This is a genomic window from Sulfitobacter sp. BSw21498, from assembly GCF_006064855.1.
In the GTDB taxonomy this organism is placed as follows: Bacteria; Pseudomonadota; Alphaproteobacteria; order Rhodobacterales; family Rhodobacteraceae; genus Sulfitobacter.
The window spans coordinates 1808894-1822478 of the sequence record NZ_CP040753.1 but is presented as its reverse complement, the minus strand read 5'-3'; the positions used below and the strand labels follow the sequence as shown (position 1 = coordinate 1822478).

At 58.3% G+C, this 13585-nt stretch carries 13 protein-coding genes and 1 pseudogene; 6 read left to right on the top strand and 8 right to left on the bottom strand.

All coding sequences use genetic code 11. The features are described 5' to 3' along the window. Nucleotides 1–59 precede the first annotated feature (59 nt). Nucleotides 60–830, bottom strand: coding sequence for an alpha/beta hydrolase (locus tag E5180_RS08870; RefSeq protein ID WP_171048929.1), 771 nt, complete (start codon nucleotides 828–830; stop codon nucleotides 60–62). Nucleotides 831–901: 71 nt separating this feature from the next. Then, on the bottom strand, nucleotides 902–1798 hold the full coding sequence (locus tag E5180_RS08865) for a LysR family transcriptional regulator (RefSeq protein ID WP_171048928.1): 897 nt from the start codon (nucleotides 1796–1798) through the stop codon (nucleotides 902–904). A 132-nt stretch (nucleotides 1799–1930) separates the two neighbouring features. Between E5180_RS08865 and E5180_RS08860 the strand changes: the two genes are divergently transcribed. The 3 genes from E5180_RS08860 to E5180_RS15935 are packed head-to-tail and all read left to right on the top strand — an operon-like array spanning nucleotide 1931 to nucleotide 4891. Next, nucleotides 1931–2440, top strand: a complete 510-nt coding sequence (locus E5180_RS08860) for a TRAP transporter small permease (protein WP_171048927.1) — start codon at nucleotides 1931–1933, stop codon at nucleotides 2438–2440. After that, the gene (locus tag E5180_RS08855) at nucleotides 2440–3750 is read left to right on the top strand and encodes a TRAP transporter large permease (RefSeq protein ID WP_138924056.1); all 1311 of its coding nucleotides are present in this window, start codon (nucleotides 2440–2442) and stop codon (nucleotides 3748–3750) included. Before E5180_RS08860 ends, E5180_RS08855 begins: the two co-directional genes overlap by 1 nt. Nucleotides 3751–3778: 28 nt before the next feature. Beyond that, entirely contained in the window at nucleotides 3779–4891 is a 1113-nt protein-coding gene (locus tag E5180_RS15935; protein ID WP_254700441.1) for a C4-dicarboxylate TRAP transporter substrate-binding protein, read from the top strand. A 181-nt stretch (nucleotides 4892–5072) separates the two neighbouring features. Here E5180_RS15935 and E5180_RS08845 read toward each other — a convergent pair whose 3' ends face one another. Next, the gene (locus E5180_RS08845) at nucleotides 5073–5546 is read right to left on the bottom strand and encodes an Lrp/AsnC family transcriptional regulator (protein ID WP_138924055.1); all 474 of its coding nucleotides are present in this window, start codon (nucleotides 5544–5546) and stop codon (nucleotides 5073–5075) included. A 102-nt stretch (nucleotides 5547–5648) separates the two neighbouring features. On the opposite strand from E5180_RS08845, the gene E5180_RS08840 reads away from it, so the two are divergent. Then, nucleotides 5649–7094 (top strand): aminotransferase class V-fold PLP-dependent enzyme, encoded by a 1446-nt coding sequence (locus tag E5180_RS08840; protein ID WP_138924054.1) that lies wholly within the window; start codon nucleotides 5649–5651, stop codon nucleotides 7092–7094. 371 nt (nucleotides 7095–7465) lie between these two features. Here E5180_RS08840 and E5180_RS15930 read toward each other — a convergent pair whose 3' ends face one another. Beyond that, complete coding sequence (locus tag E5180_RS15930) at nucleotides 7466–7657, bottom strand: hypothetical protein (protein WP_254700584.1); 192 nt, start codon at nucleotides 7655–7657, stop codon at nucleotides 7466–7468. Between E5180_RS15930 and E5180_RS15925 the strand changes: the two are divergent. Then, a pseudogene (locus E5180_RS15925) lies at nucleotides 7565–7843 on the top strand (GAF domain-containing protein); the annotation flags it as partial. The gene E5180_RS15930 and the pseudogene E5180_RS15925 sit on opposite strands and share 93 nt — an antisense overlap. Before the next feature lie 12 nt (nucleotides 7844–7855). Beyond that, nucleotides 7856–8638: a sensor histidine kinase gene (locus E5180_RS15920; RefSeq protein WP_254700571.1), complete on the top strand. Its 783-nt coding sequence runs from the start codon at nucleotides 7856–7858 to the stop codon at nucleotides 8636–8638. 158 nt (nucleotides 8639–8796) lie between these two features. Here the strand turns inward: E5180_RS15920 and E5180_RS08830 are convergent, their stop codons facing one another. The 4 genes from E5180_RS08830 to E5180_RS08815 form a co-directional block, all read right to left on the bottom strand. Then, nucleotides 8797–9189: a response regulator gene (locus E5180_RS08830; RefSeq protein ID WP_138924053.1), complete on the bottom strand. Its 393-nt coding sequence runs from the start codon at nucleotides 9187–9189 to the stop codon at nucleotides 8797–8799. Between the two features lie 38 nt (nucleotides 9190–9227). After that, on the bottom strand, nucleotides 9228–10676 hold the full coding sequence (locus E5180_RS08825; RefSeq protein WP_254700440.1) for a sensor histidine kinase: 1449 nt from the start codon (nucleotides 10674–10676) through the stop codon (nucleotides 9228–9230). Further along, a complete protein-coding gene (locus E5180_RS08820) occupies nucleotides 10673–12190 on the bottom strand; it encodes an ATPase domain-containing protein (protein WP_138924052.1) in 1518 nt (505 codons plus the stop codon). Before E5180_RS08820 ends, E5180_RS08825 begins: the two co-directional genes overlap by 4 nt. Nucleotides 12191–12348: 158 nt before the next feature. Beyond that, the gene (locus E5180_RS08815) at nucleotides 12349–13530 is read right to left on the bottom strand and encodes a benzoate/H(+) symporter BenE family transporter (protein ID WP_138924051.1); all 1182 of its coding nucleotides are present in this window, start codon (nucleotides 13528–13530) and stop codon (nucleotides 12349–12351) included. Nucleotides 13531–13585: the final 55 nt, after the last annotated feature.

Genomic DNA, 13585 nt, shown 5'->3' with positions numbered 1-13585 from the left:
CGCCCTGATGGCGGATCTGTGTAGGCGGCGGCGATATGTTCGCGTGGATTGCAGCTTTCTCAGGCTGTGCAGCGCTGCAAAAATCCGGTGATCCGTTCGGCGATCAGGCCGCGGTCATAATCTAATGTCGCAACATGGTAGGATCGCTCGAGCCAGCCAAGCTGGATATCGCTAGACGTCACCGAGGTCGCAATACGCGGTGCATTTTGCGGATCAACGACGTTATCGCGGCGCGATTGCAAGATCAAAATGGGCTGGCGGATCAGTGGCAGCAGCGCACCGGTGGCATTGGTAAGAAGGAAACGCTCTTTCAGGGTTTCACGCGGGATGCGGTCATAGCAGATTTCGGTGGTGCCCGGTTCGGCAATATCCGAACCGATGCCGCTGATGAACGCCGCCCCCTGAGGCTCATAAAGCGGGGCGACCACTTCGGGGCGGTACAGCCCGGTAGAGCCATTGATGCTGACCACGCCATGTATCTTGTCGGGCATACGCGCGGCGAGGTTGAGAGACAGGGTTGCGCCCAAGGAAAGCCCCCCGACGATCACCCGCGCACAGCGCGCCGATAGCGTCTCAAGGGCCGCTTCAGCAGAGCCTACCCAATCGCTTTGGCCGGTCTGCGCCAAGGCTGCCGGGTCTTTGCCATGCCCTGCGAGCAATGGGCAAGACACGGTCGCACCGCTTGCCGCGTGCACAGCTAGGGCGACTTCGCGCACGCTTTGCGGCGTGCTGGTGAAGCCGTGAAAAAAGAGAAAGCCGGTATCGCTGCCCTCAAGAAGAAAAGGCTGCGCTTCGGGCAGGTCGAATGGGGCAAACGGCATCTGTTTCATGCTGCCATAAAATCGCGTTATTGGGCGGTTACGCAAATAGACTTGCGATATCGCGCGATAACCGAAAGCGATCAACCCAGCGGGGGGAAGTGACCGCGAAACTGACGCAGCAGGCCGGTATCTGCCTTGATGCTCCATGCCATTGCGATCGTCGCTTCTGCATCCAGCCCCTCGACCGGTGCCAGTTCCAGCGCGGCGGGCAGGCTGTCTGCCATGCTCGTGGGGAACAGCGTCACGCCGCGCCGCTCGGCCACGCGCTGCAAGATCACCTGTACGTCCCATGCCTCGTCCACCACCACGGGGCTAAGCCGCGCCCGATCACACGCGCTGTCGAGAAGGGCGCGCCAAGACCGCCAGTTCTCGCGCAGCCCCATGACAAAGGGCACGCCTGTCAGGTCTTCGATCCGTGCGGGGGCTTCTCCGGCGGGGGCGACCACACCAATGCGCGAGCGCCAAACCGGCATCTGGTCGATCCCCGGTGCGCCGACGGTGGGATGAGACAGCAGGAAACCAAGGTCGATCACGCCAGATTTCAAGTTTTTCAGCATGTTATCGGTAGACATGACATGCATCTCGACTTGAATACCCGGCACGCTGCGGTGGAAAGCATCCAGCGCTTCAGAGATTTGCCGCGAGGTGGCAAGCGCCGAATACCCGACGATGATATGCCCCCGTGCGCCGGCCGCATTCTGGCGCGAGGCGCGGATGGTCCGTTCGAACTGGGCCACCGTCTGGCGCGCATCCTCAAGAAAGACGGCCCCCTCGGGCGTGGGCAGAACGCGCGGGCCGCTGCGGTCAAAGATACGGAATCCCAAATCGATTTCAGTGTCTTTCACGGCTTTCGAAATGGCGGGCTGCGCGATATTGAGCGTCTCGGCGGCTGCGCGAAACCCGCTGGCGTCAGCCACCGCCAAAGCGTACCGCAGATGCCGCAGGTCGAGCCGGGTGGGTTTCTTGATGTCGGTCATGCGCATGTTCCGGGGTGATCGCGTTTCGTTATCACTCGATCAATCATCGCTATTTGTCAACCGACCCCTGAGCGGAGAGGTTGAGGCGGAATGACGGGCCTGGTCCCCGTTTTGGTATGGGGAGGAGGCCCGATGCTGACACTATTCAACAAATTATGCGCATCGCTGATGTTTATCGGCGGATTTGGGGTCATCGCGATGATGCTAAATATCGTGGCCGATGTCGTCGCGAAACTGGTGTGGAATGCACCGATCCAAGGCACCGTCGAGATGTCTTCCTATTATTATATGATCGCGTTGGTGATGCTGCCGATGGCTTTTGTTGAAATGCAGGACCAGCAGATCTCGGTCGATCTTTTATTCAATCACTTTCCCAGCTGGCTTCAGAAGTTGGCCTTGTTCCTAAGCTGCCTTGCCGCGGCGGCGATCCTTGCCGTGATGACATGGCGTACGGGCCTTGATGCCGTGCGGGCGTTGCGCGTCGGAGAGGTGGTCATGGGCGGGCGCGAGGTCATCGTCTGGCCGTCACGCATGGTGTTGCCGCTTGGCTTCGGCCTTGCCAGTCTCGCGGCTTTTCTTCGCGCCATCCTTGTGCTGCGCGGGCAGCCCGTCACGCAATCTCAACTTGATGGGAACATGTAATGAGCAACCTTTTGATCGGATGGATCGGCGTCGGTGCCCTGTTCGGCCTGCTGGCCTTTCGGATGTCCATCGGCACGGCGCTTATGGCGGTGTCCTTTGTCGGCATCACCGTCATGTTCAACCTGCAAGCAGCACTTGGGATCGTGAGTGCGATGCCGTTCAACCTGATCGGCGACTGGTCGCTGACAGCGATCCCGATGTTTCTGTTTATGGGCTTTATCGCGGCCAATACCGGCCTAACGGCGGGCGCGTTTGATCTGCTGCGCGTTTTGTTGGCGCGGGTGCCGGGCGGTTTGGCATCGGCGAGCGTCGGTGCCTGTGGCCTGTTCGCCGCGGCCTCTGGGTCGTCCATCGCGACGACTGCTGCCATGTCGAAAATCGCCGTGCCCGAGATGCTACGGGCAAACTACCACCCGTCGCTGGCCACCGGCGTCGTCGCAGCGTCTGGCACGCTTGGTTCGCTCATCCCGCCATCGATCCTGATGGTGCTTTACGGCATCTTCACCGAGCAATCGATCGGCCAGCTGTTTATCGCTGGTGTTATTCCCGGCGTGCTATCAGCGTTTGTTTATATGGCGATGATTACCGTGCGTGCCACGGTGACGCCTGCGCTTGCGCCACCCGTAGTAGAGCGGATTGACCGCAAGAAACTGCTGCGCCTGTTGTGGTCGGTCTGGCCCTTTCCTGTGTTGGTTCTGGGCGTTTTGGGCGGTATTTTTGGCGGGTTTTTCACGCCTACCGAGGCGGGGGCCGTCGGGGCGTTTCTGGCTGCAACCGTCGCGCTGTTGCGTCGTTCACTGACGCGCAAAGCACTGGCCGAGGCGATCCGTCAGACGACGTTGGCGACGTCTTCGATCTTCTTTCTGTCCATCGGGGCGGTGATGTTCACCCGTTTCATGGGGCTGTCAGGTGTGCCACGGGCGCTGACCGACATGATGCTGGCCGTTTCGGATAATCAGATCGTTATTATTCTGATGATCGCTGCGCTGTTCATCATTCTGGGCATGGTGATCGATTCCATCGGTCTGATCCTGCTGACGCTGCCGATCCTTCTGCCGGTGCTAGAGGCCGCTGACATCAACCTGATCTGGTTCGGCATCATCTGCATCAAACTGCTTGAGATCGGCCTTGTGACGCCGCCCGTCGGGTTGAACCTTTACGTCCTACACAGCGCGCTATCGGGCGAGGTCAAGCTCAGCGACATCATCTCGGGCACCACATGGTTCATCGCTATGGATATTTTAACCCTGTTCATCTTGATCGCCTTTCCCGCGATCAGCCTATTCCTGCCCTCGCTCATGGCGCAGTGAAAACTTTTCAACCGGAGGAGACGATAACATGAAACTGAAGACATCCCTTTTGGCCCTCGCGGCCTGTGGCCTTGGCACTGCTGCCATCGCGCAAAACGCCAACCACTTCTTTGCCGAACGCCATTCGATGGTGCGCGGCCCCTATGTCGAGTTCGCCAAGCGCGTGGCCGAGGAAACCAACGGGGACGTGAACTTTACCGTTTTCGCCGGTGGGTCGCTGCTGCCGCCGGCCGCATCCTTGCAAGGCGTGCGTGATGGCGTGGCACAAGTGACCTACCACGCGGGCACCTACACCCCGTCCGAACTGCCCGTTGCCAACCTGATCGGCAACTTTGCTTTCTATAACACCGATCCGATGGTCATGGCCTTTGCCTCGACCGAATTCGGCCTCACCAACGAGGCCGCACTGGCCGAGTGGAAAGAGAATGGCGTCGTTTTCGGCGGCGGATATTCGACTTCGCAATACTACATGATGTGCAACACGCCTGTCGCTACCTACGAGGATATTCAGGGCAAGCGTCTGCGCATGGCGGGCGGTGCCTGGTCACGCTTTGCCGAACATGTGGGCGCGGTACCCGTGTCGATCCCGTCAAGCGAGATGTACACTGGCCTCGACACAGGATCGCTTGATTGTGCGGTTGCGGCTGCGGATGCGTTGGATTCCTTCTCGCTTTCGGATGTGGTCACGCACATGAACACGTTGGCCGTCGGCAACTATTATGCCGGTTTCGAATGGGGCTATAACCCTGCGTTCTGGCAAGGCCTGTCGGAAGAATCGCGCGGCGTATTGTTTGACCAAATGGCATACTACCTTGCGCAGCACCGGGTCGAGTTCGACAAAGATGTTGAAAAAGCGGTTTCCGCGGCCAAAGAAGGCGGCATGGAGGTGTTTGAACCTGATCAGGCTTTGACGGATGCGCTGGCGGAATTTGTGATCGCCGACGAGGCCGTCCTGATCGAGAACGCCAAGGGCCGCGGCATCGAGAACCCCGAAGCGCTGCTGGAAGACTATAAGCGCATCGTTGATCGCTGGGCCGATCTGCTGGCGGATGTGGACCACGGCGATACGGACGCATTGGCAGCATTGGCCAAAGCAGAGATCTACGACAAGCTGGACCGTGCAAACTACGGTATGCAGTAACTGCCAATGACCACGTGGTTCGGCCAGGGGGCGGTATTGCCGACCAACAACCGGACGCGTTGGAACCTGCAGGCCGCGGCTATCGTGCCGCGGTCTGACTTTTATGCGGGACCCTGCCGTTGGTGCAAAGAACTGCGCCGAACGCCCCTCTTTTTAACGCGCAATGCGCCTTCGGGCCGCGTCAGACCGGCAGGTCGCGCCGATCGGCGATCGCTTCCATGGCGATGCAGGATGTAACGGTCTCTAGCGCGGCCCCTGCGATCAGTCGCTGATAGATGCGATCAAAATCGTTCATGTTCTGCGCGACGATTTTCAGCATGTAATCGTAATCTCCGGCGATCCGAAACACGTCGATGATGTTCTCGATCCCAAGGACCGTCTTGCGAAATGTCTCGAGCCATTCCGGAGAGTGATCCCGTGTGCGCAGCATGACAAAAACCGTCAAACCCAGCCCGATCCGCTCATGATCCAGCCGCAGCGTCTGGCCGGTGATGACCCCCGTTTCCCGTAAGCGCACGATGCGACGCCAGCACGCATTCTGCGACAGCCCCACCCGATCAGCGACCTCACGTTGCGACAGCGACGCATCTTTTTGGAGCACGCGCAAAATCGCGGCATCGATCCGGTCGAGCTTTGGGGCTGGCTGTTGGGTCATTTGAACGAAAAACCTCGGAAAGTTGGTGGTAATAGGGTAAGTTTATTGCAGCTTCTCATGTCATTGTCACCTTAACTTACGGCAAGATAGAAGGATTGATTTATGACCGATACGCCCGAGCTCTTTGACAGCTTTCGCCAAGAGATGAGTGCTGGCGACATCATACCCGGTCTGCGCTCTGGCTTGATAGGCGAGGGCATGATGGTCCCGGGGCCACGCGGCCCAAACCCTTTGATCTATGCTGATTATGTCGCCTCCGGGCGGGCGCTAAAGCAGCTTGAAGACCGGATCGCCAAGGATGTGCTTCCCTATTATTCCAACGCGCATACCGAAGCGTCTTTCTGCGGCCGATATATGAACCGTTTGCGGGCGCAAGCCCGACGCGTTGTGGCGCAGGCGTGTGGCGCCGACGCGGATCATGCGGTTATCTTTGCAGGGGCAGGTGCCACAGCTGGGCTGACAAAGCTGGCCGCTTTGCTTGGAGTCGATGCGATGCTGGCCGAGGGGCAGAACCCGCTGGTGCTGATTGGACCCTACGAACATCACTCCAACATCTTGCCATGGCGGGAGTCCGGGGCAGAGGTCATAGAGATCGCCGAAGCCGCTGCTGGCGGGCCCGATATGGATGATCTGGCAGCACAGCTTGCGGCCCATGCCGACCGGCCCGTGATCGGAAGTTTTTCGGCCGCATCGAACGTCACGGGCATTGTCAGCGATGTCGCTGCGATCACCCGTTTGCTCAAGCGGAACGGCGCGATCAGCGTCTGGGATTATGCGGGGGCAGGGCCGTATCTTTCGATCGATATGGGGATGGGTATGGATGCGGTCGTCGTGTCGCCGCATAAATTCATCGGGGGGCCGGGGGCTTCTGGCGTGCTGATCTTGCGCCGCGACGCAGTCAAGCGCGCCCGCCCGACCAGCGCGGGCGGCGGCACGGTGCGCTTTGTATCCCCCTGGGGGCAGGATTATGCTGCCGATGTGGTCGCACGAGAAGAAGCAGGCACGCCCAATGTCATCGGCGATATCCGCGCGGCACTATGTTTTATCGTGAAAGAGGCAATCGGCGAGGCGCGTATGGCCGCGACCCTGAACGCGCATCGGCGCAAAGCTTTGGCGGCGTGGCGAAACGTGCCGGGGCTGACTATTCTGGGTACGGTCGACGCCACGGCCTTGCCCATTTTTTCCTTCATGGTCCGCGATCGAAACGGTCGGATCGTGCACCCGCAACTGGTCTGTCGCATCCTTTCTGATCACTTTGGCATTCAAGCCCGCGGCGGATGTGCCTGCGCCGGCCCCTATGCGCACCGCTTGCTGGGGATCGACCGGGCGCAGTCGGATCGGCTGCGCGCGGAAATTGGATCTGGCAATGAGGTCGCAAAGCCCGGCTGGACCCGGCTTGCATTCTCGGTCCTGATGGACGACGCCAAAGTGGATTTTATCACCGACGCCGTGTCCCGTATTGCGCGCAATCCAGAGGACTTTACCGACGCCTACGCGGTAGAGGCGTCAACAGCGCGCTTCAGTCCAAATCTGCAACTAGCTGTGTAAGACAGGGTCGGCTTACGCTGCCTGTGTTATCACGTAGTTTGAGAAGTGACGACCTGCCAGTAAGCGGCAGTTCGGCGGTATCAAGGTTTGAAGGCGAAGCCCGCGCGGTTTTGCCCCCTACCGCGTGACATGAGATTGAAAATGCAGTGGGGAGTTTTGAACTTCGGATCATGTACCCACTTAGCGCGATAGTACGGAAAACTTCCCGCTCTGATAGTCGCGGCCAAAAGTTGCCCGAAGCTCGGACGCACCGAAGGGTAATAAACAATTGATTGCACACGACTTATCGCTAATAGTCGCTGAATAAAGAGTTAACGAGGTGCATGTTGAGAACCTATCCCATTCCCTTCAATGAAGAAGCACGCCTTAGATCAGTCTTTGCTGTTCCCGGCCTGACCGAAGCAAATAGTGGCGTTTTCGACGCCATTTGCGATGCAACCCGAAAGATACTGGATTGTCCAATCGCACACATCAGTGTCATTGAAGGTGACACCCAGTGGTACAAGTCCGTCGTTGGCATCGAGCTTGATCGGATGTCGAAGAACAACAGCTTTTGCACCCATACGATAATGTCGGGCAAACCGATGGTCGTGCCGGATCTGAGCAAAGACCCTCGGTTCGAGACCCATCCTATGGTAGCCGAAGGCGGGCCCGGGGCACGGTTTTATGCGGGGGTTCCGTTGGTGTTGTCGTCGGGCCATCGTTTCGGGAGCCTGTGCGTCCTTGATCTGGTTCCTCATAAAGCGCCATCGGATCACCAGATGTCGATCCTGACAGATCTGGGGAAAGCCGTCGTCGCCGCGTTGGAAGGCGTGCCGCCAACCCCGGTGGATCTTACGAAGGACGAAGGTGCGAAATCGACTTTTATCACGCTTATCGGCCATGAATTACGTACGCCGCTGACCATTCTCTTTGGGAGCTTGCGGTTGCTTGAGGCGATGGCCGATCGTGGCATCAACGCAGGACTGATTAGCTCGGCGCGAAAATCGACAGAGCATCTTATGGGGCTGGTTGAGGCGATTATCACCTATAGTGATGCGTCGACCGGAGAGCTTTCCCTGAACGAACAAGACTGCGAATTGGGCGATATTCTGAACGGTGTTGCCCAATTGGTATTGCCGGGTGCGGATGGCGAGTTGAAGTCGATTGCGCTAGATGAGAAGGCGCACACTGCATCCATTTACATCGACCCCCATCAGATCAAGCTTGCTTTGCATGCGCTTGCCCTCAATGCGATCAACCACGGCGGATCAGAAATCACTATTGGAAGCAGGTTGGATGGCTCCAGAAATCTTGAACTTTCAATCACTGATAATGGCACATTGGACGACAATGTCGATCTAGCGGCGCTGTATGAACCTTTTGTCGTCGGGGGACATCTCAGAACGAGGGATACCCGCGGGGGATTGGGCCTTGGCTTACCGTTAACCCGAAAACTGGTTGAACTTCATGGCGGTGAATTCGAGGTGCAAGCCACTGATAAGGGTACAACTGCGATAGTACGCTTGCCAGCTTGGCGCGTCAGTCGGTTGAGGGTCGTTTAAATCGAAGTCGCGACTGACCTTGGCCCTGTCAAAAGAGCCTACGTCTGATCGCGTTTTCTATAGACTGTAGGCCCCTAGCCGATGGGCCTTAAAACACCGCAAAAAGACGGCGGGGGCGACCCCACCGGCATCAATCCGAAGCAACGTTTCACCCCAGCTTAGACGGTATGATCCTCGGAGGCCGCGATCGTTTTCATATCGCTGATAATCTGGGTTGTTACATAGGGCTTGGAATAGAATTTCGAACCTTCAGGCATTGCCTCATCTGTAACGCCCACGACGCCCGACGCGATAAGAATTTCTACCGACGGCCAGCCTTCGCGGACGCAAGCCGCGAGCTTGAGCCCATTGATAGAGCCTGGCATGTCGATATCTGTGAACAGGATTCCGATATCGTCATTGTCGCGGATCAGCACCATCGCTTCATCGGCCGAACAGGCTTCGTAAGTCTTGAAACCTGCATCGCCTATCATGTCGACGGCATCCATGCGCAGCAAGGGTTCGTCTTCGACGACAAGAACGGCAAGCCGTGAAGTGTTTTCGGAATACATAGCGCAGTGGAACCTTTCTTTCTGCAGAGACGGGAATATCAGAACAGCAATCCGGAGCCGGGCGCACTGAGCTTAAAATGTAAACCTTCCGGGTCGTAGGAAAGTTCCACCTTTCCCTGAAAATATCCTCCGAGTGCTTGCTCGATCATCCGGCTGCCAAAACCGCGCTTGGTTGGGGGCGAAACCGGGGGGCCGTCTGTCTCGACCCAAGTAAACGTGAAGACATCATCTTTTTCCTCCCAGCAGATGCGGACCTTGCCGCCCTGAGCCGAAAGAGAGCCGTATTTGCTGGCGTTGGTGCTTAGCTCATGGATCGCCATGGTCATCGCAAGCGCCTGCTTTGAACCCACTTCGATATCCGGCCCTTCGATATCAAAGCGACCTTCGCCGGTGCGGTGCGCTGCCAGTGCGGCGTCGACCACTTCGGGCAGTCGGGTTTCGGCCCAAGACGCCGCGATCAATCGGTCATGGGCTTGGGCCATCATCGCGATACGCGATTGCAACGATGTCTGGGCGTCACGCAGGTTGTCCGCCAGCCGCAGGGTCTGCGAAACCATCACATTGACCATGGCCAGCGTGTTTTTGACACGGTGGTTCATCTCGCCCAGCATCAAGTGGCGCTGTTCTTCGGCCACTTTGATTTCGTGAATATCGGTACAACTGCCGTACCACCGCAGAATGGTACCGCCCTTGTCCCGCACCGGTTGGGCCCGCCCGAGCACCCAGCGATAGTCGCCCGAACGGTGACGTAGGCGGTATTCGATCTCGTAGTTTTCGCCGGTGCTGAGGCTGTGGCGCCACCGCTCCCATGCGCGCTCCTGATCATCGGGGTGGAAGATCCCGTTCCAGCCTTCGCCGTCGGTAGAGCCAGCGGGAACGCCCGTGAATTCGTACCAGCGGTCGTTAAAATAGTCGTGAAACCCGTCGGGCAGGGTGGACCAGATCATTTGATCCACCGAATTGGCAATGGCTTGAAATTTCGCTTCGCTCTCGAACAGCTGGCGTTCTCGCAATTGCAACTCTTCGAGCTGGCGACGCGCTTGATGCTGCCGACCGCGGGCCGTCAGTGATGACCGCACGGCGCGGACCAACTCTTCGGCATGAAGCGGGCGCGACAACAACACGGCATTGCTTAACCGGTCCATGCGCTGCACAGCCCGTTCGCTCCGGCTGCGCGTGGCACCATTGGCGAGCACGATAAACGGCACGTCCGACCAAGACGGCTGCGCATCCAGCGCGAGGGCCAGCGCGTCGGCATCGGCGCCGCTCAGGGCTTCTTCGGTAATCAGCACCGCACCGACATGCTGAGAAATAAGCTCGGACAACTGCGACAGCGTTAGGACGGGGATCGACGCGATCCCGTCTTTCGCCAGCAGTTGCCGCGCGACAGCCTCATCCCGCCCCCGCGGTGCCATGACCGCAACGGACGAAAAGATATCTAACGGCGGCGCTTCCTGAGTTTCCCCGAGTGGCGGCAGGCTTGTCACTTTGACCCACCCTTGTCGTCGCCCTTAAGCGCCAAAAGGTGATCCTTTGACGCATTATAGACAGGGGAACCGGACAGAATAGATGAAAAGCCGCGGATCGGCTCGCCGATGCTAATGCCATTTTGATCGATCTTGAACTCACGAATACTGCGTTCGTGGTCCGACGTCCGCGTCTTGATGACAGATATGGATTTTCGGATTTCGCCCTCTGCCTCGAAGAACCGCAGCATCAACACGGTGTCCGCTAGATAGCTGATGTCGATATCCGAGCGCAGATCGCCGGTGACCCCATGTTGGCCGAGCACCATGATCGAAACCACCCCCTGCTGGGCGAGGTAGCTCAGCAGTTCGTGCATTTGGAGAACCAGAAAGTTATCGCTGGGCATCGCGTGCAGATAGGCGTTCAGACTGTCGATCACCACAACACTAGCATCGTCATCCTCGACCGCGCTACGAACTGCATGGGCGAACTCACCAGGCGACAACTCTGCCGGATCAACCTGCCGAATCTGAAGCATCCCGTTGTCGATGAAAGGTTGCAGGTCCATGCCAAGCGCCTTGGACCGGATCATGAGCGTCGAAAGGCGTTCGTCAAACAGAAAATAGGCAGCGTTCTGTCCACGCTTCAGCGCCGCGATCATGCAGCGCACCGCGGTTGTCGTTTTGCCCACGCCCGCAGGGCCTGCCATCAGCGCATTGGTGCCCGGAAAAAGACCATCGCCCAAAAGCGCGTCCAGCTCTTTTAGACCCGTGGTAACAGGGTCCGTCGAATGCGTGCGGTGGTGTTGTGCTGCGATCAGACGGGGATAGACGCAAATGCCGCCCCGCTCGATCGTGAAGTCATGATAGCCGCCGTGGTACTTTAGCCCGCGCATCTTGATCACCCGCAGGCGGCGCCGTTCAGAGCCAAAGTCATTCGCCAAATGTTCCAGCGAAATGACGCCGTGGGCGATCGAATGCAATTGCAGGTCGCCCGGTTCGGCGGTGCGGTCATCCAACATCAATACCGTGCATTTGCGACGCGCAAAGAAATGCTTGAGCGCGAGGATTTGCCGACGATACCGCAGCGGGTTCTGGGCCAGCAAACGCAGTTCCGACAGGCTATCAAGCACGACCCGGTCCGGATTGGTTTTCTCTACCAGATCAATGATCCCGCGCACAGTTTCACCAAGCTCGACTTCGCTAGGGTGCAGCAAGGACTGTTCGTGGTCGGGGCTGAATTCATCTTCTGCCACCATTTCGAACAGGGCGATGTCATCCAGTGTCCAGCCGTGCGACTGTGCCACAGCAGTCAGCTCATTCACGGTTTCAGACAGGGTGATATAGAGCCCCTGACGGCCCGCCGCGCGCCCCTCCATCAGGAATTTTAACGCAAGCGTTGTCTTGCCCGCTCCGGGCGTGCCTTCGACCAGATAAAGCCGTTCGGGTGTTATGCCACCGCGCAGCACATCGTCGAGACCCGAAGTCCCGGTTGATAATCTTTGCGTTACGTCGGGCGTCGTTGTTTCAGTCATGCTGCATTTTCTTCAGTTTGTTCATTTTGGTTAACTAGGTCACTCGGTCAAAGAGTAAACTGGGCAGTTAGAATACGTTATCATCAGAGATAAATCTCTTCATGGAAAATATATGTGCAATGCGTTGGCTTTTTTAAACCTCTGGCGCCAAAGCAAGGTCAGGCCCTTAATCGATGCGCGATGGCCTTTGCCCCCCAGATGATCGCGCCGGTGATAACGCCCCAAAACGCGCCGCTTATGCCATAAAGCGTCATACCGCTTGCCGCGATCAAGAACGTCAGCGCCGGTGCCTCTAGTTGGGTGGGGGTGGTGAAGGCAGCAGAGAGCGAGCCAACCAGCGCGGGGATAAGTGCAAGTCCGGCCACCGCAGTAATCAAAGCAAGCGGTGCAAGGCTTGCCAGTGCGGTGATCAGCGCGGCAGCAAACGCAAGCAGGATGTAGACAATCCCCGATGTGATTGCCGCCCAATAGCGGGTTGCCGGATCGCGGCCCGCGTCTTCGCCAGCCATCATCGCTGCGGTGATCGCGGACATGTTGACAGGGATCGACCCGAACGGCGCGAACGCAAGGCTGACAAGGCCGGTTTTGCGGATCAGGGGTTGGCGGTCGACTGAATAGCCGTTCAGTTCCAGCACAGCAAAGCCCGGGATATTCTGCCCCGCCATCGTCACCAGATAAAGCGGCAGAGCGACGGAAAAGAAGGACTGAACCGTAAAGATCGGGGCTGTAAGAGCAAAGGTAGGAAGCCACGCCCCGCCGGTTTGCACGGGGCTGCTCGACGTATCGACGGCGTAAAAGAGAACCACAATAAACGCAATCACAGCAAAAGGCATTGCTGCCAACCTGTTCCACGTCAGGCCCGCAAGCCATGCGAGGAGCACCGGCAAAACCAGCAAGGGAATGCTGCCAAGCGCAAGTGCAGGGGCGAGACAGAGCTTGAGCAGAACGCCCGCGAGCAGGGCGTTTGCAATAGGTTTCGGTATTGCCGCCACGATCCGGCCAAGCGCGGGGATCAACCCCGTCAGAACGATCAATCCGGCACAAAAGATCAAAGCACCCACGGCTTCAGCAAACCCGCCGGGCAAGATGGCCGTTGTCGCAAGAAAGGCCGCCCCCGGCGTAGACCATGCCACTGCGGCAGGGATGCGCGTTACGGCAGGAAGCCAGATGCTGCAAATCCCCATGCCGAGGGTTGCGAAAAACAGGCCCGTCGTCGCCTGCGCGCCCGTTGCTCCCATCGCGGTCAGCCCCGCCAGTACGATCGCGAATGACGCTGAATATCCGACGAATGCGGCAAGGAGACCCATGGAAACTGCGGGCACTGAAAGATCGCGGAACATTAGAATAAAACGCCTCGGCTGCGGATTTTCATCACCCTTATCGAACCGGCCTGAA